The organism is Rhizobium sp. LC145 (genome assembly GCF_001005825.1).
In the GTDB taxonomy this organism is placed as follows: Bacteria; Pseudomonadota; Alphaproteobacteria; order Rhizobiales; family Rhizobiaceae; genus Neorhizobium.
This window is the reverse complement of the sequence record NZ_LBHV01000001.1, coordinates 890,538-912,732: the sequence shown is the minus strand read 5'-3', so window position 1 is coordinate 912,732 and position 22,195 is coordinate 890,538. Positions and strand designations below refer to the sequence as shown.

The following is a 22,195-nucleotide window of genomic DNA, read 5'->3' as shown; positions in this document are numbered from 1 at the left end:
TGTCCCTCGTAGACAGCCCGATCCGCCGCTTCCTCTCCGTCAGGTAATGAGGTTCCGGCTCTGCCGCATTCGCTAGCGCGGGAGGTCCGCCTCCGCCGAGACATCACGAACTCAACCTGAGGATAGGGGAAGCTGAGGCTTCGGTTGTATCCTTGGCTGGTAAGTGGAGCAGGAGAGGAAGAGGTCAAGCGGCGCTGGGGCGAAAATGGTGCGGTTCAATCAGGTATCGCGAAGTTCGGACGGAAGAGCGGCAGGCTGAAGGAGGCTCTGCCGTCGGTCTCCGCGCCGCGGCCGATCCCTCTGATGGCCGTCACGAGCCGTCCGCGGCGGCGGAGAATGCCATCGCCGATCTCGATGATGCGTGGGTTCGGCGTGGCATGCGGCGCGACGGAGCGGAGGCGGGCGGCCAGGGCGAAATCGTCCTCTTCCGGATGCAGCGCAAGCGCCGCGATCACGGCCGCGGCGGGCGAGCGGGAAACGCCCATCCAGCAATGGATGATGATCGGCGTGCTCTGGTTCCACTCCCGCACGAAGCGGATGAGTTCCAGCACGTGAGCCTCGCTCGGCGCTATCAGACTTCCGGTTCCGGCAAAACCGATATCGTTCATCGCAAGCTTCAGGTGCCGATCCGCGGAAATCATCCCAGGCCTATGGAAGTCCTGGCGTTCGGCGATGAGGCTGACCATGTCGCGCGCACCATGCCGCACGGCCATTTCCGCGATACTGGCAAGCGGGCAGACGATGATGGCGCTCATGACACCGCCCCGGTGCTGCGCTCGGCTTCAAGCTCGGCAAAGCGCTCGACAAATCGTCGCTGCGCCTCGAGCACCGGCATTGGCTCGATCGGTAGCATATCGCGGGTGACGCCGCGCGGCTGGCCGAAGAACTTGCGGGCCTCTTCGACCGAAAAGCCGGCAAGCTCGGTGGCCTCGTAGAAGGCGGCCATCGCATCGGCCTTTTTGATGAGCGCCTTCAACTCCCGCGTCGGATGTGCCGGCAGACCGAAGCGAATATGGATCGCCGCTTCCAGGCGTTGCTCCACCGCCTTGTAGCCGCCGCCGACGACGGCCTTGAAGGGCGAGATCATGTCGCCGATCACATATTCCGGCGCGTCGTGCAGAAGGCACATCAGCAGCGCCTCGGTTCCTTCGTCATTGCAGCGCCGGAAGATCTCCTCCACCACCAGGCAATGCTGCGCGACCGAAAAGGCGTGGTCGCCGCGCGTCTGGCCGTTCCAGCGCGCGACACGGGCGAGCCCATGGGCGATATCGGAGATTTCCACGTCGAGCGGCGAGGGGTCGAGGAGGTCGAGCCTCCGGCCCGAGAGCATGCGTTGCCAAGCACGCGCCTTGCCGGAAATGCTCACTGTTCAGCCTCTTGCGCCCCTGCGGGGAAGGCAAGGCCGCTCCAGGCGGGCAGGGCAAGTTCCACGGGCACGTCACCGGCAAGGATCGGCAGGCCGCGCGCGAGCGCATCGCCCACCCTGTCGATGCGCACAATCGAGAGCCCGCGATTGCCGGCAACCGAGCCGAGCGTGCCGACAGGCTTGCCCCCGGCAGTGATTTCGATGCCGGAAGGGGGAAGCAGCGCTTCTCCCCGCACCTGCGCCACCCGCCGCCGCGCCGTGCCGCGATGCTGCATGCGGGAGACGACTTCCTGCCCCACATAGCAGCCCTTGCGGAAGGAAAGCCCATCCGTCAGGTCCAGAAGCACATCGTGGGGAAACGCGTCCTGCAGCGCGAAATCGGCTCCGGAAACGGCGATGCCGGCCTCGATCCGCAGAGCGTCATAGGCGTCTTCCTGCCCTTCCCGGTGCTGGCCGGGAACGCGCGCCAGGCGGATGCCTGCCTTGGCGAAGCGGATATCGACAATGCCGTCAGCAGCTTCCTCGCCCCAGCTAACGGTGACGCCTTCCTCCGCGCTGGCGGAGAGTTCGATCGCCGCCCTGAGCTTGTACATGGTAAGGCGGCGCAAGAGCCCGTCGCGTTGCGCAAGGTCGGTTTCGATGACGAAACCCTCGCCTTCGCGCCAGATCAGGAAATCGAACATGATCTTGCCCTGCGGTGTGAGCAGGGCTCCGGGCCGGGCTTCGCCGGCGGGCAGCGAAACCACGTCGGTTGTGATCAGGTTCTGGAGGAAGTCCTCCGCATCCCTGCCGGAAAGGCGGATGAAGCTTCGCTCGGGAAGGTAGGCTGTGGGCATGGCGTCGGTTCCGGTTCATTAAAGCGCGGCGTGATCCTTCAGATTCGCACGCTCTATTTTGCGCATGTCGTGGTCGCAAAACCGCTACGCTTTTTGCGCGACATGCGTTTGGGAGAGAAGTAAGCCTTCGCGGAACCTCCGACAAGGTTTCCGCTGCCTGCCTCAATCGCCGCCGGAAAAGAATTTCCACTGGCCGTCCGGCGTGATGCCGACGCGGTAGAAATTGTAGTTGCCGGTTTCTTCCATGTTCATGAGGTCACCGGCGGTCACGATCCGCAACAGCTCCACCCGCTCGGGGGGCGTGAGGGAGGAAAGCGTCTTGCCGGCGAAATAGGGCCAGACATAGGCCTCTTCCGGTGTCCCGGCATCGAGGTGCACCGCGCCGGTCGAAAGGAGGTCGATGAGGATCGCCAGGATTTCCTGTCCGTCCGCGTCGCCCGAATAGCCCTTGAGCGCCTCGACTGGGTCGTCGCCCTCGCCGTTCAGCTGTGTTTGATTCGGCCCGGGATTCATGAGCGACCGCATTCTTTCGATGTCGCCCGAAGCGGCCGCTTCGATCATGAGCTCGCGCATCCGGCGCACCGGCTCGGGCAAGGTCGAAAAATCGCGGATGATTTCGACAGGAGCGGCGGTCTCGTCCGTCTGTTCGGCGGCGGGTTCACTGCTCTCTGCGGGTTGCTCCACCGTCTCGGCCTGGGCGCGGGACCGGTCGACCAGCGGATCGGGCATGGGAAGCCCCGGACGGTCGATATCCGGCGCCGCATCGCCGGCCTGTTCGCCGGTATCCGATTCGCCAGCGTTCGATTCGATCGTCTGCTGCAGCTCCGAAAGCGCGAATGCGGGAGAGCTTGCGGCGAGAAGAACGACGACAGCCGTCGCGCCGAGAAGCCTCGTGAAAAGAGGGGAGGAATGCGTGTCCGCCGCGTTCCGCATGGGAAACCTCGGCCGTTTACTGAATCGTGCGCTCAGGAGAAAATTCGCCTGCCAACATCCGGGTCTTGAGTGCCTCGAGCATGGCTTCCGCTCCCATTTCACCGTGGAGGCGAATGGTTTCACGCATGGCGAATGCAATCGCGGCGTCGGCAATGATTTCCGGCTCGATGCCGTCGGCCATGCCGCCGGCCCAGGCCTCCGTCTGATATTCCAAGGCAGCCTGCATCTTCTCGTGCACAATCATGTCATCGATGTCGTTGCGGCTTGTCTGCATTCGTCTATCCTTCGGTGGCCCGTCAGTTACTTACTGCCCCGTTAACAACTCTACCAGCCTTTTATCAAAACGACACGGTCTGCCGAAAAAAGAGGTAAATAATCCGCTAATTTCCGAAGCGTGCGGCGATTTCTGCGGCCAGTGTTGCGCCTTCGTTACGGTATCTTTCCTCAGCCGTGCGCGCAGCCGGAGTACAGGAAGTGTGAATAGCGGCGAAAGTGCGATAGCCGCGATTGAAGGCCGCGGTCAGCTTTTCGCGGCGTTTTGGCTCGCTTGCGGTGTCGGAGTCCAGCAATTGCCGCATGAATTGACGCCAGTCGGAAGCCGGCGCGCCGCACAGCGTACGCAGATAATGCACCGAGCCCAGGATTTCAGCGAGCCGCGATAGCTGGTCGTCATAGGGAGCGGGCTTTTCTCCCACCGAGGGAGGCGATTCGCCGTTGCGGGCCGGTTGCGCCGAAAGGGGAGACGCCGAAAGCGCGAGGAGCAGAAGCAGGCTGGTCGGAAATTTCGGCAATCGAATCATGAAGCGTCTCTGGCCGCGAAACGAGGGCGGTGACTTTTATCCTGCATCGCGGATCGCCGCCAGCATCTCGGCGCATTCGAGCACGCTCGGCGGCACCGGCAGCGTCCGGATCTCCTCGATCGAATACCATCCCGAATCGGCCGCGTCATCGGCGGCGATGGCTTCCGTGCCCACATCCGCCTCCACCCGGAAGACGGAAAGGAAGAAGTGGCGGTCGTCGTCCTTGTCGCCGTTGAGGTCGTAGGTCGCAAAAAGTACCGGATTGCGCGCCTCGATCCCGGTTTCCTCGAAGAATTCCCTGAGTGCGGTCTGTTCCGGCGTTTCCCCAGGCTCCGCCCTGCCGCCGGGAAAGGCGTAGAGATCGGCCGAAGGCGGGTTCATGCGTCGGATCAGCAGAAACCTGCCGTCGCGTTCCAGAATGGCGGATGAAGCTGCTTGTGGTGAGGGGGACATTATATTCCGGGTATTGTCACGGTTTGCCCGTCTAGGTTACGACGCAAAGACACCCGCGAAAAGCAAAACCTGAATCGCGAGTCGGAGGTAGTGTGAAGACCTACGCCCTTTATGCCTTTGCCGCCCTTGCCGAAATCGCTGGCTGCTTCGCCTTCTGGGCGTGGCTCCGGCTGGAAAAGCCCATCTGGTGGCTGTTGCCGGGAATGCTCTCGCTGGCGCTCTTCGCCTGGGCGCTGGCGCTGGTGCCCGCCGAGGCGGCCGGCAGGGCCTACGCGGCCTATGGCGGCATCTATATCCTGGCTTCGCTTCTCTGGCTGTGGAGCGTGGAGGGGCGCTTGCCCGACCGCTGGGATGTCGCCGGGGCAGCGCTCTGCCTGTTCGGCGCCACAGTCATTCTGTTCGGGCCGCGTAGCGCTTGACCCTGTCGGGCGCGAGTGCGATGAAAGCCGCATGTGCGGACGCTTTGCCCTGACAGCCACTCCCAAGGAATTTTCCGAATTCTTCGGCCTGCTGGGTTCGGAGGATTTTCCGGCCCGCTACAACATCGCGCCGACCCAGCCAATCCTCGTGGTGATCGCCAGTGACAAGCAGGAACCGGGCAGCAATCTGCCGGAACGGCGGGCATTGTTGGCGCGCTGGGGCTTTCTTCCCGGCTGGGTAAAGGACCCGAAGGATTTTCCACTGCTCATCAACGCCCGCGCCGAAACGGCCGTCGGCAAGGCATCCTTTCGGGCGGCCATGCGCCACCGGCGCATCCTGGTTCCGGCCTCCGGCTTCTATGAATGGCGAAGGCCGCCGAAGGAGAGCGGCCTAAAGCCCCAGGCCTATTGGGTGCGTCCGAGACGCGGCGGCGTGATCGCGTTCGCCGGCCTGATGGAGACCTGGTCTTCCGCCGACGGCTCGGAAGTGGATACGGCGGCGATCATGACGACGGCTGCGAACGCCTCCATACGGCATATCCACGAGCGGATGCCGATCGTCATCCAGCCGGAGGATTTTTCCCGCTGGCTCGAATGCAAGATCCAGGAGCCGCGCGATGTCGCCGATCTGATGCGGCCGGCTGAAGAGGATTTCTTCGAGGCCTTGCCCGTCTCCGACCTCGTCAACAAGGTTTCGAACATGGGACCCGAGCTGCAGAAGCCGATAGCGGCGGCGCTTCCGGAGGAGGAGCCTCCCAAGAAGCCGAAATCGGACGACAGTCAGATGTCGCTCTTCTGATCCTCCCGGCTTCCCATAACGGATAATTCCCAATGCCACTGCTCTCCGCCGGTCTTTCCGGCTTCGCTCTCGGTGCGTCCCTCATCATCGCCATCGGCGCCCAGAATGCCTTCATCCTGCGCCAGGGGCTCATCCGCAGCCATGTGTTCGTTCTGTGCCTGATCTGCGCGCTTTCCGATGCGCTCTTGATTGCCGCAGGCGTCGCCGGTCTCGGCACCCTGGTATCGCGGTCGCCGATGCTGATTGCGGTGGTGACGCTCGGCGGGGCCGTGTTCCTCGCAAGCTACGCCGTCATGGCGTTTCGCCGCGCGCTCAAGCCGGCCGCCATGATTTCGGGCGCGCCGGAAAGCATGGGGCTGAAAGCGGCGGTGCTGACATGTCTCGCCTTCACCTTCCTCAATCCGCACGTCTATCTGGACACGGTAGTGCTGCTCGGCAGCCTTTCGGCCGCTTTCGAGGGCGTCGAGCGGCTCGCCTACGGGATAGGGGCGGCGATCTCTTCGTTCGTCTGGTTCTTCGGCCTGGGATATGGGGCGCGATTTCTCGCGCCGCTCTTTGCAAAGCCCGCTGCATGGCGGATCCTGGATGTCATCATCGGCCTGGTGATGACATTGCTCGCGCTCAGCCTGTTGGCAAGTTTCCTGCGCGGGTAATCGCCGGTCAGCGAGCCGGGTTGAGCTTCGGCTTGCGGTTCAGCATCAGCGCGGCCGCCACCACGGCCTTGAGGCCGAGCGGACGGTAGGGTGTGCTCTGCTCGGGCTTGGCCGGTTCGTTGGCTGCTGCTGGCTTGTCTGTGCTCATGGTTCTCCTCACACACGCGAATCTGTTGTTGCGTTGATCGCAATCGCGCCTCTTCGCATAAAACAGGGCGGAATCGTGACAGACAAGGCGGCCCGCATGGGGCCGCCTGCCGAGAGTTTCATCTGGTGGGGAACTGTTGCGGGAAAGTTGCAATTTTCCCGTTAGGAGCGTTTCAGGACGCCTTAGACGTTGGCGCTCTCGTCCTCGATCGTCAGTGTGCCGTAGCGCTTCTTCCAGGCGCGCGCGCTGAACGGCAGCATGATGAGGTAGGCGACGACCGTGACCACCAGAACTTCCCAGGTGTAGCTCATGAGAAGCGCCACATAGAGCACCATGACGAGCAGGATCGGCAGCATCAGGTCGCGGCGGATCTTGCTGGTTTCGGCCTTGCCGGACCAGACCGGGAGGCGGCTCACCAGAAGATAGCCGATCAGTACCGTATAGGCCGTGCTGCCATAGACGAAGACCGGCGAGGGCTCGACGCCGAGAAAGCCGAGATAGACCGGCAGGAGCACCAGCATGGCGCCCATGGGTGCCGGAACGCCGACGAAGAATTCCGCCTGCCAGGCGGCCTTCTGTTCGCGCTCCGCCATGACGTTGAACCGGGCAAGCCGCAGGCCGGCGGCGATCGCATAGATCAGCGCGGCGATCCAGCCGAGCGAACGGGCTCCGTCAAGCAGGAAAGCATAGGAGACCAGCACCGGCGCCACGCCGAAATTGATGATGTCGGCAAGCGAATCCATCTGCACGCCGAAATTCGACGTGGCCTTCAGGAGCCGCGCCACGCGGCCGTCTATACCGTCGAGGAAGGCGGCCAGCAGGACCATGCCCACCGCAAGCTCGAACCGTCCCTCGAAGGCGAGCCGTATGCCGGTGAGGCCCGCGCAGATGGCAAGCACCGTGATGAGGTTGGGCACGACCAGCCGAAGCGGGATTTCCCTCAGCCTCGGGCCGCGGCCCTCATCGCCGGAACGGCTGGGTTCGGGAGGAGAAACGGGCGTTTCCATGCTGCGCCTCCCTTAGCTGCGGCGGCTGACGATGGGGCCCTTGGCCGAACCGAACTCGGCAAGCACGGTTTCGCCGCCGATGGCCTTCTGCCCGACCGTAACGCGCGGCTGGGCGCCTTCCGGCACGAAGACGTCGAGCCGCGAGCCGAAGCGGATCAGGCCGAAGCGCTCGCCGGCGTCGACCGGCTCGCCGGGCTTCACCCAGCAGACGATGCGCCGCGCGACGAGGCCGGCGATCTGCACGACGCCGATCTTGCCGTGACGGGTCTCGATCACCAGGCCGTTGCGCTCGTTGTCGTCGCTCGCCTTGTCGAGTTCGGCATTGATGAACTGGCCGGCCCGGTATTCGATCTGCGTCACCTGTCCGCGTACCGGAGAGCGGTTGATGTGGCAGTCGAACACGTTCATGAACACGGAGATGCGCAGCATGGGCTCGGAGCCGAGACCGAGCTCCGCCGGCGGCACGACCGCCGCGACATGGGAGATGCGGCCATCGGCGGGGCTGAGCACGAGGTCATCGTCCTGCGGCACCGCCCGTTCCGGATCACGGAAGAAATAGGCGCACCAGAGCGTCAGCACCAGGCCGATCCAGAACAGCGGCTCGGCAATCCAGCCGAGGATCAGCGAAGCCAGGAAGAAGGCCGCGACGAAGATATAGCCTTCCTTGTGGACGGGAACGAGCGTGTTGCGAATGGTGTCGAAGAGGTTGATCAACCGGCGTCTCCTGCTTTGTCAGTGCCAACTGACTACAAGGAAACCGCCTGGGCGGCAATGCGGTTCCCGCGCTCGACCACAGGTGGAGCTTGATGCCAGTCGCGGCAAAGCGCCGCCCCGCAATGCCCTAGTGAGCCCTACGGCTGCGGCTCCACCCAGCCGAGCCAAGTGGTCAGCGCGAGCAGCGGCGAGCCGTAGAGTGTCCATACGACCAGATAGGCGGCCACGAGGCCGCCGGCCAGGAGCGCTCTTTTCCAGGAATATTTCGTTGTTCTCTTGATACTCATGCTTCCACCTTAAACTTGAGAAAGATCATTCCGCCGCCGGCTGGCCGCGCGCGATGATGCCGAGATCGTCGCTCTCGCGCACCTGGCGCAGATGTTCTTCGGCCTGGATCGCCTCGCGCTGGCGGTTCCACATGGAGGCGTAGAGCCCGTTGGCGGCAAGCAGCGAGGCATGGTTCCCCCGCTCGGCGATCTGCCCGTCGCGCAGCACGATGATCTCGTCGGCATGGATGACCGTCGACAGCCGATGTGCGATGACCAGCGTCGTGCGGTTCTTCGAAACGGTATCGAGCGCGGACTGGATCTCGTGTTCGGTCGTGGTGTCGAGCGCCGATGTCGCCTCGTCGAGGATCAGGATCGGTGGCGCCTTGAGGATGGTGCGGGCAATCGCCACGCGCTGCTTTTCCCCGCCCGAGAGCTTCAGCCCGCGTTCGCCGACCGTGGTCTTGAAACCCTGCGGGAGGCGCCGGATGAAGTTGCCTATCTGCGCCACCTCGGCCGCGGTCTCAACGTCCTCGTCGCTGGCGGAAGGGCGTCCGTAGCGGATGTTGTAGGCTATGGTGTCGTTGAAGAGCACCGTATCCTGCGGCACCATTCCGATGCCTGCCCGGAGCGACTTCTGGGTGACCTCGCGCACGTCCTGGCCATCGATGGTGACCGCGCCCTTCTGCACGTCGTAGAAACGGTAGAGCAGGCGCGAGATCGTCGATTTGCCGGCCCCCGATGGGCCGACGATCGCCACGGTCTTGCCGGCTGGCACCTCGAACGAAATGCCCTTGAGGATGGGCCGGTCCGGATCGTACGCGAAATGCACGTCCTTGAAGGCGATCGCGCCCTGGCGAATGTCGAGCGCCTCGGCGTCGGGCCGGTCCTCCACCTCCGCCTCGACTTCCAGGAGGTCGAACATCTGCTCGATATCGGTTAACCCCTGGCGGATTTCACGATAGACGAAGCCGATGAAGTTGAGCGGCACGGAAAGCTGCAGCAGCAGCGCGTTGACGAAGACGAAATCGCCGATGGTCTGCTCGCCGCGCTGTACGGCAAGCGCCGACATCACCATCATCACCGCCGTGCCGAGACCGAAGATCAGCCCCTGGCCGAAGTTGAGCCAGCCGAGCGAAGTCCAGACCTCGGTCGCTGATTTCTCGTAGCGCGCCATGGAGGCATCGAAGCGCTTCGCCTCCATCTCCTCGTTCCCGAAATACTTGACGGTCTCGTAGTTGAGAAGGGAGTCGATCGCCTTCGTGTTGGCCTCGGTGTCGCTGTCGTTCATCGCCCGGCGGATCGAGATGCGCCAGTCGCTGGCCCGCACCGTGAACCAGACATAGGCCCAGACGGTGACGGCCGTGACGAGGACGTAGGTGAAGCCGTAGCTCGCCCAGAAGATCACGGCGGTGAGCAGGAATTCGAGCAGTGTCGGCACCGAGTTGAGGATGGTGAAGCGGACGATGGTCTCGATGCCCTTGGTGCCGCGCTCGATGACGCGCGAAAGGCCGCCGGTCTTGCGCTCCAGATGGAAGCGCAGCGAAAGCCGGTGGATGTGCACGAACGTTCTGTAGGCGAGCTGGCGCACCGCATATTGGCCGACAGAAGCGAAAAGCGCGTCGCGAAGCTGATTGAGGCCGACCTGGAGGATGCGGGTGAGATTGTAGGCGATGACGAGCACGGTCGCGCCGAGCAGGAAGGCCGGCAGTATGCCCGCCATGTCGAGCCGGCCGTTCAGCGCATCGGTCGCCCACTTGAAGAAATAGGGCACCGCGAGCAGCACGAACTTGGCAAGGAAGAGGTAGAAGGTCGCCCAGATCACCCGCGCCTTGAGATCGGGCCGGTCTGCCGGCCACATATAGGGCCATAGGTTGACGAGGGTTCCCAGCGGATTGCTGGAATCCGCCGATACGGTCTTTTTCCGGTCTGCCATGAATCTCTCCGCGCCGGCGGGCAAAAAACGTTTCCCGGCACATAGGACGGAGAAGCGAAGCTTGCAATGACGTGATTGTGAAAGTTCGAGGCCAGCTCACCGCCTCCGGCCGGTCAAGAGCTCACGGTGGGGCCTCATGAAAAAAGGGCAGCGAATCCGCTGCCCTTCCGTAAATCTTTATCGCCGGTCTCAGCTCTTCTGCCGCAGGCGCGTGCGATGCACTTCCTCCGCATCGGGCAGCGCTTCGTTCGGAACTTCGAAAGTCTGCCCCGGCTGGATGATGTCCGGATTGGCGATCTTGTCCTGGTTGGCCAGATAGATCGTCGTATAGCGGACGCCCTGGCCATAGATGCGGCGGGAAATCTGCCACAGCGTGTCGCCGCGTCGGATGATCACCGAATTCTGCTCGCTCGGCGTGAGCGGCGCCTGGGCGATCGTCGGGGTGCCGGCTGCGCTCTCGGCGGCTGCCGGCGCAGTCTGCGGAGCCGGCGTTGCGGCAGCCGGCTCGGCTGCGGCGGTTTCGCTCTCCTCGAGCCCCTTGGCGATCACCGGACCGATGGCCTGGGCGATCATGTCGCTGATGCCCGCTAAGCCCGTGCCCACCGCGTTGATCTCCTTCGGCAGCGTATCGAGCGCGGCAAGCGCCTTGCTCGCTTCGACGGCGGTCTTTTCGGCGATCGCCTTCACCGAAGGGATCGCGTCGACCGGCACGCGATACTCGGAAAGCGATTTCAGGGCGATGCCGGTAGCGGAACGGGCAGCGGCGAGTTCTTCCATGGAAGGCTCACGCCCATCCGCATAAAGGCCGCGCAGAATGTCGAAGGCGCGTGCCACATCGTTGCGCAGCTTGTCGAAGGCGCCGCCGTCGATGGGCGACAGCTCCTGCGAGGACCGCGGTCCGGCAACGGCGGCGATCTGTTCTCCGGAAGGCCGGTTGAAGGGAACTTCGACGCGCAGCTGCACCTGGCCGTTCGGCCCCACCGTTTCGACGCTGATGGTATGGTCGCCGATCGTGAGGTCGGCGGTTCCCTCGATCACGAAGTGGCCGTTTCCATCGGCGGTGGCCTTGCCGATCGGCTTGCCGTCGGCTTCTCCGCGCAGGGAGGCGTTCGGCTTGGCGAGGCCGGCAACGAAGATCTTGCTTCCCTCGATTTCGACGGCCGTGACCTTGAGTGCCTGCGCCAGTTCGGGAGCGACGGCGCCTGCCGCGGCACCCGGTGCGGCCGGAATGGGCGGCGCGGAGGCGACGAGGCCGGAAGATGCTTCCGGCAACGCCGGTGTGGAGCCTGTCGCGGGGGCGGGGCTTGCGGCCGCCGTTTCCGCGGTCGGAGCGGTGATTGCCCCGGTCGCGGGTTGGCCGGCTGGAGTCTCGGTACCGGGGACGGCGATGAGACGGCTAGCCTTGCCGGGCTTCGTCACCAGGGCGAGCAGTTTTCCGGCGCGATCCTGGGGAATGGAAACGGTAGCGGTTTCCTCGGAGGTGACGCTGCGGCCGTCCGGGCCGGTTGCCTTCAGCACCAACTCGTGTTCGCCCGGCTTCAAGGGGGTGTCGAGCACTGCGGCGAAATCGCCGCTGGGGCCGACCTCGACCTTGGCGATCACGGTCTTGCCGTCCGAGATTTCGAGCTTGGAGCCCGGCTCTGCGCTGCCGGCGATCACCGTGGAGCCGTTCGGCTCAACGCGCAGCACGTCGAAGGACGGCATAACCGGGGAGGCGGGCTGCTGTTGCTGTGCGGATTGCGTGGCGGGCTGGTTCGCTGCGGTTTGGCCGGGCGCGGGCTCTGCGGGCTTTACCGCCTTTTCGGCGACTGCCGGCGGCTCGACGAGTTCCCTCTCTGCCGCGCCGCCCTCGGTCACCGCTTCCTTGATGGCCGTGCCGGCCGCATTGATCGCCTCGCCGACAGGTTTCGCTTCATTGGAAATCCGCGGCAGAACGAAGAACACCATCAGCAAAGTTGCTGCGGCAAGTACAGACAGAGCGAGCCAGCCGGCACGGTTATTCATCATCAATGTCTCTCCAGGCGGCGTAAGTCGCCATTATCCGGATAGTCTTTTCGGCCTGCGTTCACAAGCTTTTCACACTATAAACCCTTGCTCTTGCCGGACTTTCCGGTCACTTTTGTCGTTTGGGCGTAATCTCGCCTGATCTTCTTGTACTTCACGGAGAAAATTGTGCCGATTCGATCCATCTGCGTTTACTGCGGCTCTCAGCCGGGACGCGATCCGGCTTATATTGCCGCCGGACGCGCTCTGGGAAAATCCATTGCCACCCACGGCCTGCGCCTCGTTTATGGCGGCGGCACAAAGGGTATCATGGGCGCGGTCGCTTCCGGCGTTCTGTCGAACGGCGGTCAGGTCACCGGCATCATTCCCGAGTTTCTTGTCGATATGGAGGCCACCCGACACTCTCTGGGGCAGCTCGACGAGCTGATTGTGACGGAAGACATGCACGCCCGCAAGCATACGATGTTTCAGAAGGCCGATGCCTTCGTCACCCTGCCGGGAGGCATAGGCACCCTGGAGGAGATCGTCGAGATCATGACCTGGGCGCAGCTCGGCCGCCACGAGAAGCCGATGGTCTTCGCCAATATCGGCGGATTCTGGGACCCGATGCTGGACCTCATCCAGCACATGCGCGAGCAGGGCTTCATCCACCGCGAGCACCTGGTCCAGCCGATGGTGATCGCCGAGGTGGAGGATATCGTTCCCGCCATCCTCGAGTTCAGCAATGGCGAGCGCCCCGCCGCGGGCGAGGAGGCGGTGATCTCCAGACTGTAGGGACCAGACGATAAGGGGTGTAGCGGGCGTGTTCAGCGCCCGCGTGCGTTGCGGATCATCGGCCAGGAATAGACGAGCAGCGCCGTCCAGATCAGCGCGAAGGCGATGAGCTTCGTCGTGCTGAGCTCCTCGTGGAACACGAAGACGGCGATCAGGAAGATCATCGTCGGCGCTATGTACTGCATGAGGCCGATGGTGGAGAGCCTGAGCAGCTTGGCGCCGTTGGCATACATGATCAGCGGAATCGCGGTCACCACGCCGCTGGCGATCAGAAGCAGGCTGTCGGAAACGCTCGTCCCGACGAGATGGCCCTCGCCGCTGCCTTCGAGATAGAGGATGTAGAAGAGGCAGGGCAGGCAGAGGATGATCACTTCCAGGAAAAAGCCTTGGTTGGGGCCGACCGGCAGCGTCTTGCGGAAGAAGGCGTAGAAACCCCAGGTTACCATCAGCACCAGCGCCACCCAGGGGAGGCCCCCGGCCTCGAAGGTCAGGATCGCGACGGCGACGACCACCAGCGCGATCGCCGCGAGCTGCATCGGCGAGAGCTTCTCCTTCAAGAGCACGGCCGCAAGAAAGATGCTGAAGAGGGGATTGATGAAGTAGCCGAGCGCCGTATCGAGCGCGTGCCCGGCGCTGATCGCCCAGATATAGGTGAGCCAGTTCACGGTGATGAGCGCTGCGGTAAGTCCTGCCATCATCAGGGTGCGGGGAGAGCGGATCGCCGCCTTGATATCGGCGGTGCGGCCGAGCACGAGCAGCACCAGGCCGGCGACCGGCACCGACCAGATCACCCGATGCGCCAGCACTTCCATGGCCGGTATATGCCCCACCGCCTTCATGTAGATCGGCAGGAAGCCCCAGAGGAAATAGGCCGAGAGCGCGAAGGCGAAGCCACGCGCGGAATCCTCGTTCTTTGCCGCGTCGGGCATGGTATCGGTAGCCATGGGATGTTTCCGGGATATGTTCTGGTTATGGTCCTGCTTTAAAGGAATAGGGCACGGCGAACCAATTCATTTCAGTGAAGCATTGATTGCGTAGCGTTCATCCATGCGCGTGAAGGGGAGGAAGGAATGGATTTCGAAGAGCAGCCGATCCACCGGCGAATTTACGCCAGGCAGATTCTGGCCAAGGCCGGCGTTTCGGGAAATGCAAGGCTCATGAATGCCTTTTCGAGGGTGCCGCGGGAGGCATTCATCGGTCCGCCGCCCTGGATATTCAACGATTTCCGGAAATACCGCGAGATGGCGTCGACCGACCCGGTGGTTCTTTATCAGGACCTCCTGATCGGTCTCGATACCGAAAGAGGCGTCAACAACGGAATGCCCTCGCTGCATGCCTCGGCACTTCACGCGCTTAAAATCCGCGAGAGTGAGACCGTCGTCCATCTCGGCGCCGGTACCGGCTATTACACGGCGATCCTCGCGGAACTCGTCGGTTCGTCCGGCAAGGTGCTTGCGGTGGAGTTCGACCCGGCGCTTGCCGACCGCGCGCGGGCAAGCCTGAAAGGCTATTCCAACGTGGAGGTTGTCGCGGGCGATGCGAGGGAGTGGCCGAAGTCGGATGCCGATGTCATCTATGTCAACTTTGCCCTCGACCATCCGCCGGCAGCCTGGATCGACAATCTGGCGATCAGTGGCAGGCTCCTGTTCCCGCTCGGCATTCCCGGCTTCGAGAATGGCAAGCCGACCGGTTTTACACGCGCGGGAGCCTTTTTGCTGATCGACCGCATGGCTCGTTCGTTCGGCGCGCGCTTCCTGCAATCGGTCAGCTTCGTCTGGGCGGAAGGATTGGGTTCGCCGCCGCCCGGCCGTCACGAGGGGCTGGCGGATGCTTTCCGCAGCCGCCGAGCCTATCAGGTCCGCAGCTTTCGCTGGCGGAAACCGCGCCCGGAGGGTGAGTGGTATAGTGAGGAGGATTGGGGCCTTTCGTTCGAGGAGCCCTGACCTCACTCCGCAGCGATCTTCCCCGCAAGTTCGCGGTTCTTCATCAGCTTGTAGATGACGGAATCCATCAGCGCCTGGAACGAGGCGTCGATGATGTTTTCCGAAACGCCCACCGTCCACCAGCGCACCCCGCTCGAATCGGTGGATTCGATCAGCACGCGGGTGATCGCCTCAGTGCCGCCGTTCAGGATACGCACCTTGAAATCCGCCAGCACGAGGTCATCGATCTCGTGCTGATACTTGCCGAAATCCTTGCGCAGCGCGAGGTCGAGCGCGTTGACCGGGCCGTCGCCTTCCGCGACCGACATCAGCGTCTGGCCGTCGATTGCGATCGTCACCACCGCTTCCGAGACGATCTTGATACGGCCGTGGGAGTCGAAACGCCGTTCGACCATCACGCGAAAACCTTCGACGGAGAAGAATTCCGGGATAGTGCCGAGCGTGCGGCGCGCAAGCAGTTCGAAGCTCGCGTCCGCCCCCTCGTAGGCATAGCCGGATGCCTCGCGTTCCTTGACGATTGAGATGAGCTGATCCAGCTTCGGATCGTCCTTGGCAACCTCGATGCCGCGCCGCTTCAGCGCATTGATGAAGTTCGACTTGCCGCCCTGGTCGGAAACCATGACCTTGCGGAAATTGCCCACGCTTTCCGGCGTCACATGCTCGTAGGTGCGCGGGTCCTTCAGAAGCGCCGAGGCATGGATGCCGGCCTTGGTGGCGAAGGCGGAGGCTCCGACGTAAGGGCTCTGGTGGTTCGGCGAGCGGTTGAGCAATTCGTCGAAGGCATGGCTCAGCACCGTCAGGCCGGTCAGCCGGTCAGGGTCGATGGCAGTCTCGAAGCGGCTGGAATAGACCTCTTTCAGGGCAAGCGTGGCGATCAGCGTCACGAGATTGGCATTGCCGCAGCGTTCGCCAATGCCGTTCAGCGTGCCCTGGATCTGCCGACAGCCCGCCTCGATGGCCGCCAGCGAATTGGCGACCGCCTGGCCGGTGTCGTCATGGGCATGGATGCCGAGCGAGCTGCCCGGAATACCCGAGGCGATCACCGCGGCGACGATCTCGCGCACCTCGTTCGGCTGTGTGCCGCCATTGGTGTCGCAGAGCACGACCCACCGCGCTCCGGCGTCATGGGCAGTCTTGGCGCAGGCGAGTGCGTAGGCCGGATTGGCCTTGTAGCCGTCGAAGAAATGTTCGCAATCGACCATTGCCTCCTTGCCCGTGCTGCGGGCGGCGATCACGCTGTCGCGGATCGCTTCGAGGTTCTCCTCGTTGGTGCAGCCGAGCGCGACGCGCACATGATAGTCCCAGCTCTTGGCGACGAAGCAGATGGCGTCGCTCTTTGCCTGTAGAAGGACGCTCAAGCCCGGATCGTTGGAGGCGGAAATGCCTGCGCGCTTCGTCATGCCGAAGGCGACGAATTTCGATTTCTCCGTGCGCTTCTCGGAGAAGAAGGCGGTGTCCGTCGGGTTGGCACCTGGATAGCCGCCCTCGACATAGTCTATGCCGAAGTCATCGAGCAGGTTGGAGATGGCGATCTTGTCCTCGACCGAGAAATCCACGCCGGGGGTCTGCTGCCCGTCGCGCAGCGTCGTGTCGAAGAGATAGATGCGTTCGCGTGTCATGGACGCTCCTCCTGCCGGAGCAGGTGTCTTGCTGAGTTATAGACCCCCTCTGGCCTGCCGGCCATCTCCCCCACAAGGGGGGAGAGACCAAGCCGCTGCATTCTTCTTCCATCGGGAACGCTGGCGATGGCCACCAGCCACGGAAGAGGGTTCAATCTGGCGAAGCCGGTGCCGCAGATTTTCTCCCCCCTTGTGGGGGAGATGGCCGGCAGGCCAGAGGGGGAGTTCTTAAATGTCCTGCCTTAGTGACTCTTCCCCGCAAACCTGTCCGTCGCGCGGATCAGCCGGTCGGTGATGCCAGGCTCCGAGACCGCGTGGCCCGAGCCCTCGATGATGTGGAAATCCGCATCCGGCCACGCCTTCGAAAGCTGCCAGGCGTATTTCAGCGGGCAGGGCATGTCGTAGCGGCCGTGCACGATGGTGCCGGGAATGCCCTTGAGTTTCACCGCGTCGCGCAGCAACTGCCCTTCCTCCAGCCAGCCGGCATTGACGAAGAAGTGGTTTTCGATGCGCGCGAAGGCGATCGCGTAACGGTCTTCTCCGAAGCCGGCGGTGAGCTGAGGGTCCGGCAGAAGCGTGATGGTCGAACCTTCCCAGGTGCTCCAGGCCTTGGCGCAGCGCAGCGCTTCCGCCTCGTCAGGGCCATTGAGGCGGCGATGATAGGCGAGCATCATCTCGTGCCGCTCGTTTTCCGGAATGGGCGCCACGAAGGCCTCCCACTTGTCCGGAAACATTTCCGACACGCCGAACTGATAGTACCAGTCGAGCTCCGCCTTGGTGAGCGTATAGATGCCGCGCACGACGAGTTCGCTTACCCGTTCGGGATGCTTTTCGGCATAGGCGAGCGCCAGTGTCGAGCCCCAGGAACCGCCGAAGACCAGCCATTTCTCGACGCCGGTCATCTCGCGCAGCCGCTCGATATCGGCGACCAGATGCCAGGTCGTGTTGGCCTCGGTGCTGGCATAGGGAGTGGACTTGCCGCAGCCGCGCTGGTCGAAGAGGATGACGTCGTAGAGCTCGGGATCGAAGAGCCGCCGCTGGTTGGGATTGATGCCGCCGGCCGGTCCGCCATGCAGGAAGACCGCAGGCTTGGCGCCGGGCGTGCCCACTCTTTCCCAGTAGATCGAGTGACCGTCGCCGACATCGAGATGGCCCGTCTCGTAAGGCTCGATTTCCGGATAGAGGGTGCGAAGCAACTCTGTCATAGATGCAGCCCTTTCTCAGGCCAGTTTTCGGTATCGTGGTCGGGATGCTGGAAAGAAATGATCTGCTCCTGCTTGGCGTCCTCGATAGCGTCGCGGATCGGCTGCTCGAAGATCGTCGTGACCCACGGGATATGAGAGTCGTAATTCACCTGGATCTTCGGCGCGAGGTCGTCGCGGTCATCGAACGAGCCGATGGAAAGCTCGAGTCCACCCGGATATCGATAAGTCAGCGGTGTGCCGCAGTTTTCGCAAAAGCCGCGATCGATATTGACCGAGGACTGGAAATATTTCGGTTCACCGCGGGTCCACTCCACCCCATCCTTGGGCGCACTGACGAGTGGCCCGAAGAAGCCGCCGAAAGCCTTCTGGCACATGCGGCAATGGCAGATGGAAGCGCGCCCGAGTTCGCCATGGATGCGGAAGCGCACGCCGCCGCACTGGCAGCCGCCTGTTCTGATCTTTTCGGTCATCGCAATCTCTCCGGTGGCCAGGTTTCGGTATCGTGGTCGGGATGCTGGTAGGAAATGATATCTGCCAGGAACGGAGCCGCGGCGATATCCTCCATGGTGTGCCGTTCCGGCAGTTCGTGCAGGTGGTCGACGAAGCCGAGCTTGCCCTCCACCCCGAACTGCACGACCGGCGGAAGCGCGGCCGGATCGTCGAAACTGCCGGCCGAGATCGCGATGCCGTCCGCGGCCTCGTAGGTCATCGGCGTGCCGCAGTCTCCGCAGAAGCCGCGCAGAACATGGTTCGAGGACCGGAAATGTTTGAGCTTGCCGCGAGTCCAGGAAAGCTCCGCCTCGCCGACATCGACCAGCGGTGCGTAATAGGCGCCGAAAGCCTTCTGGCACATGCGGCAATGGCAGATCGAGGAGCTCTTCGGCTCGCCGGCAAGCCGGAAGCGGATCGCGCCGCACTGGCAGCCGCCGGTTCGGACCGTTGCGGTCATGGTCGATCCTCCGGTGGCCAGGTATCCGTGTCGTGGTCGGGATGCTGGCGGCTGCTTGCCGCAACCCTTTTTTCCTCTTCCGGCGTCATGTCCATCTCCGCCGCGTGCTTGAGGCCGTCGAGCTCGCCGAACCAGGACATTTTATGCGAAAGATTGGTCTGCAACTTCGGTTTCACGCTTTCCGGATCGTCGAGCGAGCCGAGCATGATGCTGATATGATCGCTGCCGCCGGCATAGAAGAGCGGCGTTCCGCATTGCGCGCAAAAGCCGCGCAGCACCGTTTCCGAGGATTGGAACCAGGCAGGTTCGCCGCGCGTGATGGAAAAGCTCTCGTACTTAACGCCGCCGAGCGGCATGAAGTAGCTGCCGGCAGCCTTCTGGCACATGCGGCAATGGCAGAGATGCGGAAATCCGATCTCGCCTTCGGCACGGTAGCGGACCGCTCCGCATTGGCATCCGCCGGTATGGATGAGCGTCATGGCCGAGCCTCATTATGCTGGTAGCGCTGGTCAGCACCCCCCTCTGCCCTGCCGGGCATCTCCCCCTCAAGGGGGGAGATCGAATAGGGGCGACGTCCCGCCTTCAAGCCGCGTTCTGGTTTGCCGTCATTAGGCAGAGAGGGATCGATTTTTTGGAAGGCGAGTGCGTCTTGCCAATCTCCCCCCTTGAGGGGGAGATGCCCGGCAGGGCAGAGGGGGGTAATTACGCGTGTCGCAACTCGATCCATCCTACCGCTTCACCTCCCAGGTCGTGACGCGCTCGCCGCTCGCCGGGTCCTTGCCGTCCTTGAGCTGGATGCCCTCGGCGCTGAGCGTATCGCGGATCTTGTCGGCTTCCGCGAAATTCTTCGCCTTCAGGAGTTCGAGCCGCGCCTTCACCCGGGCATCGATCTCGACGGCGACCGCCTCGTCGATTTCCGTCGGCTTCGGCAGCACGCCGAGCAGGTCGGCGCTCGCAGCGAAGACGGGCAGAAGTGTTCGGTCACTTTGCGCTTCCTGGGCCAGCGCATGCAACGCCTGCACGGCGGCGACCGTGTTGAGGTCGTCCGAAAGCGCAGCGAGAACCGTATCGCATGGCGCGGCATCGCCGGCCTCGGCGGTAGGCCATTTGGAGAGCAGGCGCTCGGCTTCCTCCAGCCGTTTCACCGAGAAGTCGATCGGCTCGCGGTAATGCGTCATCAGCATGGCGAGCCTCAGCACTTCGCCCGGCCATTGGCGCCCGGCGAATTTCTCGGTGTGCAGCAGGTCATAGATGGTGACGAAATTGCCTTCCGACTTCGACATCTTGCGGCCTTCGACCTGCACGAAGCCGTTGTGCATCCACACATTCGCCATCACATCGGTGCCGTGGGCGCAGCGTGATTGGGCGTTCTCGTTCTCATGATGCGGGAAGATGAGGTCCAGCCCGCCGCCGTGGATATCGAAGACCTCGCCCAGATAGCGCCCGCTCATGGCCGAGCATTCTATGTGCCAGCCGGGTCGCCCGCGGCCCCAGGGGCTTTCCCAGCCGGGTTCGTTGTGGCTCGAAAGCTTCCACAGCACGAAATCGCCGGGGGTTTTCTTGTGTACGTCGACCGCGACGCGGGCGCCGGCCTGTTGTTCGTCCAGCGGGCGCTTGGAGAGCTGGCCGTAATCGGTCATGGATTTCGTGTCGAACAGCACCTCGCCGCCGGCCACATAGGCATGGCCGCGGGCGATCAGTTTCTCGATGATCTCGATCATCTGCGGGATGTTGTCGGTCGCGCGCGGCTCGATATTCGGCTCAAGGCAGCCGAGCGCCCTCACGTCCTCGTGGTACTGCGTCTCGGTCTTTTCCGTGACGAGGCGGATTGCTTCGTTGAGCGGCAGGCCGGGATGGTCGCGCAGCGCCCGCGCGTTGATCTTGTCGTCGACGTCGGTGATGTTGCGGGCATAGGTGACGTGGGCCTCGCCATAGACATGGCGGAGCAGCCGGTAGAGCACGTCGAAGACGATGGCCGGTCGGGCGTTGCCGATATGGGCATAGTCGTAGACCGTCGGGCCGCAGACATACATGCGCACGTTCTGCGGGTCGATCGGCCGGAACTCGGCCTCCTTGCGGGTCAGCGTATTGTAGAGCTTGAGCGCTGCGCTCATCGAGAAATCTCCCAAAGCAAGCCGCCGTTGAGCGGGATGCCGAAAAGTGTATGCGGTTTTCGGACGACATCCCGCTCTCATCATCAACTAGGAGCTGAATGCTTTCGCGTCCACGAACACGAAAGCGTCCGGCTCTGGCCGGGGCGTTTGTCTTCAAGGCTTTTCGAGAGACGAAAACGGCCGGGCCAGCGAATGCGCTAGCGAATAATGATCCCACAAATGGAAATCGCCGTTTTCATGAGCGAGGTTATGGCGCGGGCCAGGGGTTTGGTCAAGATGCAGTTGCGCGATCCGTTCCGCCGCAGGCCGTTCCCCGGCGAAAAATTACTCCGGCATCCGATAATCGACGAACTTTTTCTCTCGCGCGATGAAGAGCTTGCCGGTTTCGGTGAGCTCGGGAGAGGCGAGCGGCAGGATGGCGGCCGCCACCTCGGAAGGGTGCGGCAGCGTGGTCGGGTCTTCGCCGGGTATCGCCTGAGCGCGCATGGCCGTGCGCGTCGCGCCAGGGTCGATGCTGTTCACCCGCAGCGCTGTGCGTTGCTGTTCGGCCGCCCAGGTGCGGGCAAGCGCCTCGACGGCGGCCTTGGAGGCGGAGTAAGGCCCCCAGAACGGCCGGCACTTGTGCGCGGCGCCCGAGGAAAGGATGAGCGCGCGTCCGGCGTCGGATTTCAGGAGCAGCGGCTCGACCGAGCGGATCAGCCGCCACGTGGCGGTGACGTTGGTGAGCATCACCTTCTCGAAAACCTTGGCTTCCACATGGCCGATCGGGGAGATGACGCCGAGAATGCCGGCATTGGCGACCAGGATGTCGAGCTTGCCCCAGCGCTCGAAGATGGAGGCGCCCAGCCGGTCGATCGCGGTCATGTCGGTGAGATCGAATGGGACGAGAGTGGCGGAACCGCCTTCAGCCTTGATCGCGTCGTCGAGTTCCTCCAGCCCGCCTACGGTGCGGGCGCAGGCGATCACATGCGCGCCGGCCTTGGCGAGCGCCAGCGCCGTGAAATAGCCGATGCCGCGCGATGCGCCGGTAACAAGCGCGATCCTGTCCTTCAGATTGATCGTCATGATATTTAATCCCCCGAGACGCGATACTAGGTGATGCGCCGTGAAATAGTGTGATGAGCCGGTGCGGCGTGCACCTCACCTCCCCCTTGAGGGGGGAGGTCGCAGCGAAGCTGCGGGTGGGGGTGAGCAATTGCTGGCTGGACCGATCACCCCGCCCCGGACCTTCGGTCCGACCCTCCCCCTCAAGGGGAG

At 63.3% G+C, this 22,195-nt stretch carries 26 protein-coding genes; 5 read left to right on the top strand and 21 right to left on the bottom strand.

Annotation, left to right across the window (positions count from 1 at the left end):
• Window positions 1-215 precede the first annotated feature (215 nt).
• The 7 genes from YH62_RS04635 to YH62_RS04605 all read right to left on the bottom strand — a co-directional run bounded on the left by YH62_RS04635 (window position 216) and on the right by YH62_RS04605 (window position 4,388).
• On the bottom strand, window positions 216-755 hold the full coding sequence (locus YH62_RS04635; protein WP_046792921.1) for a tyrosine phosphatase family protein: 540 nt from the start codon (window positions 753-755) through the stop codon (window positions 216-218).
• A complete protein-coding gene (locus YH62_RS04630) occupies window positions 752-1,330 on the bottom strand; it encodes an HD family hydrolase (protein ID WP_137326609.1) in 579 nt (192 codons plus the stop codon). Before YH62_RS04630 ends, YH62_RS04635 begins: the two co-directional genes overlap by 4 nt.
• A gap of 32 nt (window positions 1,331-1,362) precedes the next feature.
• Window positions 1,363-2,202 (bottom strand): folate-binding protein YgfZ, encoded by an 840-nt coding sequence (locus YH62_RS04625; protein ID WP_046792920.1) that lies wholly within the window; start codon window positions 2,200-2,202, stop codon window positions 1,363-1,365.
• A gap of 162 nt (window positions 2,203-2,364) precedes the next feature.
• Complete coding sequence (locus YH62_RS04620) at window positions 2,365-3,135, bottom strand: hypothetical protein (RefSeq protein WP_046792919.1); 771 nt, start codon at window positions 3,133-3,135, stop codon at window positions 2,365-2,367.
• Between the two features lie 16 nt (window positions 3,136-3,151).
• Window positions 3,152-3,409 (bottom strand): hypothetical protein, encoded by a 258-nt coding sequence (locus tag YH62_RS04615; RefSeq protein WP_046792918.1) that lies wholly within the window; start codon window positions 3,407-3,409, stop codon window positions 3,152-3,154.
• A gap of 106 nt (window positions 3,410-3,515) precedes the next feature.
• Window positions 3,516-3,935, bottom strand: a complete 420-nt coding sequence (locus tag YH62_RS04610; protein ID WP_046792917.1) for a TIGR02301 family protein — start codon at window positions 3,933-3,935, stop codon at window positions 3,516-3,518.
• 36 nt (window positions 3,936-3,971) lie between these two features.
• The gene (locus YH62_RS04605; RefSeq protein WP_046792916.1) at window positions 3,972-4,388 is read right to left on the bottom strand and encodes an NUDIX domain-containing protein; all 417 of its coding nucleotides are present in this window, start codon (window positions 4,386-4,388) and stop codon (window positions 3,972-3,974) included.
• Between the two features lie 92 nt (window positions 4,389-4,480).
• Between YH62_RS04605 and YH62_RS04600 the strand changes: the two genes are divergently transcribed.
• From YH62_RS04600 to YH62_RS04590, 3 genes are read left to right on the top strand one after another with little or no spacing between them, the layout of a single operon-like run.
• Complete coding sequence (locus YH62_RS04600; protein ID WP_046792915.1) at window positions 4,481-4,807, top strand: YnfA family protein; 327 nt, start codon at window positions 4,481-4,483, stop codon at window positions 4,805-4,807.
• Between the two features lie 31 nt (window positions 4,808-4,838).
• Window positions 4,839-5,606, top strand: coding sequence for an SOS response-associated peptidase (locus tag YH62_RS04595; protein WP_046792914.1), 768 nt, complete (start codon window positions 4,839-4,841; stop codon window positions 5,604-5,606).
• A 38-nt stretch (window positions 5,607-5,644) separates the two neighbouring features.
• Complete coding sequence (locus YH62_RS04590; RefSeq protein WP_170986291.1) at window positions 5,645-6,259, top strand: LysE/ArgO family amino acid transporter; 615 nt, start codon at window positions 5,645-5,647, stop codon at window positions 6,257-6,259.
• 7 nt (window positions 6,260-6,266) lie between these two features.
• Here the strand turns inward: YH62_RS04590 and YH62_RS30430 are convergent, their stop codons facing one another.
• The 6 genes from YH62_RS30430 to YH62_RS04570 all read right to left on the bottom strand — a co-directional run bounded on the left by YH62_RS30430 (window position 6,267) and on the right by YH62_RS04570 (window position 12,337).
• Window positions 6,267-6,407 (bottom strand): hypothetical protein, encoded by a 141-nt coding sequence (locus YH62_RS30430; protein ID WP_170986289.1) that lies wholly within the window; start codon window positions 6,405-6,407, stop codon window positions 6,267-6,269.
• A 182-nt stretch (window positions 6,408-6,589) separates the two neighbouring features.
• Window positions 6,590-7,414 carry a phosphatidylcholine/phosphatidylserine synthase gene (locus YH62_RS04585; protein ID WP_046792912.1) on the bottom strand — a complete coding sequence of 275 codons (825 nt, stop codon included), beginning with the start codon at window positions 7,412-7,414 and terminating at the stop codon, window positions 6,590-6,592.
• Between the two features lie 12 nt (window positions 7,415-7,426).
• The gene (locus YH62_RS04580; protein ID WP_046793049.1) at window positions 7,427-8,125 is read right to left on the bottom strand and encodes a phosphatidylserine decarboxylase; all 699 of its coding nucleotides are present in this window, start codon (window positions 8,123-8,125) and stop codon (window positions 7,427-7,429) included.
• Window positions 8,126-8,265: 140 nt separating this feature from the next.
• The gene (locus YH62_RS30015) at window positions 8,266-8,415 is read right to left on the bottom strand and encodes a hypothetical protein (RefSeq protein ID WP_156176928.1); all 150 of its coding nucleotides are present in this window, start codon (window positions 8,413-8,415) and stop codon (window positions 8,266-8,268) included.
• A gap of 25 nt (window positions 8,416-8,440) precedes the next feature.
• The gene (locus tag YH62_RS04575) at window positions 8,441-10,330 is read right to left on the bottom strand and encodes an ABC transporter ATP-binding protein/permease (protein WP_046792911.1); all 1,890 of its coding nucleotides are present in this window, start codon (window positions 10,328-10,330) and stop codon (window positions 8,441-8,443) included.
• Between the two features lie 189 nt (window positions 10,331-10,519).
• Window positions 10,520-12,337 carry an Ig-like domain-containing protein gene (locus tag YH62_RS04570; RefSeq protein WP_046792910.1) on the bottom strand — a complete coding sequence of 606 codons (1,818 nt, stop codon included), beginning with the start codon at window positions 12,335-12,337 and terminating at the stop codon, window positions 10,520-10,522.
• A gap of 165 nt (window positions 12,338-12,502) precedes the next feature.
• Here YH62_RS04570 and YH62_RS04565 point away from each other — a divergent pair, with 165 nt between their 5' ends.
• Window positions 12,503-13,108 carry a TIGR00730 family Rossman fold protein gene (locus YH62_RS04565; RefSeq protein ID WP_245282038.1) on the top strand — a complete coding sequence of 202 codons (606 nt, stop codon included), beginning with the start codon at window positions 12,503-12,505 and terminating at the stop codon, window positions 13,106-13,108.
• A gap of 32 nt (window positions 13,109-13,140) precedes the next feature.
• Here the strand turns inward: YH62_RS04565 and rarD are convergent, their stop codons facing one another.
• On the bottom strand, window positions 13,141-14,052 hold the full coding sequence (rarD, locus tag YH62_RS04560; protein ID WP_046792908.1) for an EamA family transporter RarD: 912 nt from the start codon (window positions 14,050-14,052) through the stop codon (window positions 13,141-13,143).
• A 126-nt stretch (window positions 14,053-14,178) separates the two neighbouring features.
• Here rarD and YH62_RS04555 point away from each other — a divergent pair, with 126 nt between their 5' ends.
• Entirely contained in the window at window positions 14,179-15,051 is an 873-nt protein-coding gene (locus YH62_RS04555; RefSeq protein ID WP_046792907.1) for a methyltransferase domain-containing protein, read from the top strand.
• 2 nt (window positions 15,052-15,053) lie between these two features.
• Here the strand turns inward: YH62_RS04555 and cimA are convergent, their stop codons facing one another.
• The 7 genes from cimA to YH62_RS04515 form a co-directional block, all read right to left on the bottom strand.
• Window positions 15,054-16,670 carry a citramalate synthase gene (gene cimA, locus YH62_RS04550; protein WP_046792906.1) on the bottom strand — a complete coding sequence of 539 codons (1,617 nt, stop codon included), beginning with the start codon at window positions 16,668-16,670 and terminating at the stop codon, window positions 15,054-15,056.
• 242 nt (window positions 16,671-16,912) lie between these two features.
• Window positions 16,913-17,875 (bottom strand): prolyl aminopeptidase, encoded by a 963-nt coding sequence (gene pip, locus YH62_RS04545; RefSeq protein ID WP_046792905.1) that lies wholly within the window; start codon window positions 17,873-17,875, stop codon window positions 16,913-16,915.
• On the bottom strand, window positions 17,872-18,345 hold the full coding sequence (locus tag YH62_RS04540; protein ID WP_046792904.1) for a GFA family protein: 474 nt from the start codon (window positions 18,343-18,345) through the stop codon (window positions 17,872-17,874). The genes pip and YH62_RS04540 overlap by 4 nt, the downstream gene beginning before the upstream one ends.
• Window positions 18,342-18,824 carry a GFA family protein gene (locus YH62_RS04535; protein ID WP_046792903.1) on the bottom strand — a complete coding sequence of 161 codons (483 nt, stop codon included), beginning with the start codon at window positions 18,822-18,824 and terminating at the stop codon, window positions 18,342-18,344. Before YH62_RS04535 ends, YH62_RS04540 begins: the two co-directional genes overlap by 4 nt.
• Window positions 18,821-19,303 carry a GFA family protein gene (locus YH62_RS04530; protein WP_046792902.1) on the bottom strand — a complete coding sequence of 161 codons (483 nt, stop codon included), beginning with the start codon at window positions 19,301-19,303 and terminating at the stop codon, window positions 18,821-18,823. The genes YH62_RS04535 and YH62_RS04530 overlap by 4 nt, the downstream gene beginning before the upstream one ends.
• A gap of 249 nt (window positions 19,304-19,552) precedes the next feature.
• The gene (cysS, locus tag YH62_RS04520) at window positions 19,553-20,938 is read right to left on the bottom strand and encodes a cysteine--tRNA ligase (protein ID WP_046792900.1); all 1,386 of its coding nucleotides are present in this window, start codon (window positions 20,936-20,938) and stop codon (window positions 19,553-19,555) included.
• A 324-nt stretch (window positions 20,939-21,262) separates the two neighbouring features.
• Window positions 21,263-22,003, bottom strand: coding sequence for an SDR family NAD(P)-dependent oxidoreductase (locus tag YH62_RS04515; protein ID WP_046792899.1), 741 nt, complete (start codon window positions 22,001-22,003; stop codon window positions 21,263-21,265).
• Window positions 22,004-22,195: the final 192 nt, after the last annotated feature.

Coding starts and splice junctions, on each gene's coding strand:
- YH62_RS04635 (WP_046792921.1), bottom strand. CDS start 755: ATGAGCGCCATCATCGTCTGCCCGCTTGCCAGTATCGCGGAAATGGCC.
- YH62_RS04630 (WP_137326609.1), bottom strand. CDS start 1,330: ATGCTCTCGGGCCGGAGGCTCGACCTCCTCGACCCCTCGCCGCTCGAC.
- YH62_RS04625 (WP_046792920.1), bottom strand. CDS start 2,202: ATGCCCACAGCCTACCTTCCCGAGCGAAGCTTCATCCGCCTTTCCGGC.
- YH62_RS04620 (WP_046792919.1), bottom strand. CDS start 3,135: ATGCGGAACGCGGCGGACACGCATTCCTCCCCTCTTTTCACGAGGCTT.
- YH62_RS04615 (WP_046792918.1), bottom strand. CDS start 3,409: ATGCAGACAAGCCGCAACGACATCGATGACATGATTGTGCACGAGAAG.
- YH62_RS04610 (WP_046792917.1), bottom strand. CDS start 3,935: ATGATTCGATTGCCGAAATTTCCGACCAGCCTGCTTCTGCTCCTCGCG.
- YH62_RS04605 (WP_046792916.1), bottom strand. CDS start 4,388: ATGTCCCCCTCACCACAAGCAGCTTCATCCGCCATTCTGGAACGCGAC.
- YH62_RS04595 (WP_046792914.1), top strand. CDS start 4,839: ATGTGCGGACGCTTTGCCCTGACAGCCACTCCCAAGGAATTTTCCGAA.
- YH62_RS30430 (WP_170986289.1), bottom strand. CDS start 6,407: ATGAGCACAGACAAGCCAGCAGCAGCCAACGAACCGGCCAAGCCCGAG.
- YH62_RS04585 (WP_046792912.1), bottom strand. CDS start 7,414: ATGGAAACGCCCGTTTCTCCTCCCGAACCCAGCCGTTCCGGCGATGAG.
- YH62_RS30015 (WP_156176928.1), bottom strand. CDS start 8,415: ATGAGTATCAAGAGAACAACGAAATATTCCTGGAAAAGAGCGCTCCTG.
- YH62_RS04575 (WP_046792911.1), bottom strand. CDS start 10,330: ATGGCAGACCGGAAAAAGACCGTATCGGCGGATTCCAGCAATCCGCTG.
- YH62_RS04570 (WP_046792910.1), bottom strand. CDS start 12,337: ATGATGAATAACCGTGCCGGCTGGCTCGCTCTGTCTGTACTTGCCGCA.
- rarD (WP_046792908.1), bottom strand. CDS start 14,052: ATGGCTACCGATACCATGCCCGACGCGGCAAAGAACGAGGATTCCGCG.
- YH62_RS04555 (WP_046792907.1), top strand. CDS start 14,179: ATGGATTTCGAAGAGCAGCCGATCCACCGGCGAATTTACGCCAGGCAG.
- cimA (WP_046792906.1), bottom strand. CDS start 16,670: ATGACACGCGAACGCATCTATCTCTTCGACACGACGCTGCGCGACGGG.
- pip (WP_046792905.1), bottom strand. CDS start 17,875: ATGACAGAGTTGCTTCGCACCCTCTATCCGGAAATCGAGCCTTACGAG.
- YH62_RS04540 (WP_046792904.1), bottom strand. CDS start 18,345: ATGACCGAAAAGATCAGAACAGGCGGCTGCCAGTGCGGCGGCGTGCGC.
- YH62_RS04535 (WP_046792903.1), bottom strand. CDS start 18,824: ATGACCGCAACGGTCCGAACCGGCGGCTGCCAGTGCGGCGCGATCCGC.
- YH62_RS04530 (WP_046792902.1), bottom strand. CDS start 19,303: ATGACGCTCATCCATACCGGCGGATGCCAATGCGGAGCGGTCCGCTAC.
- cysS (WP_046792900.1), bottom strand. CDS start 20,938: ATGAGCGCAGCGCTCAAGCTCTACAATACGCTGACCCGCAAGGAGGCC.
- YH62_RS04515 (WP_046792899.1), bottom strand. CDS start 22,003: ATGACGATCAATCTGAAGGACAGGATCGCGCTTGTTACCGGCGCATCG.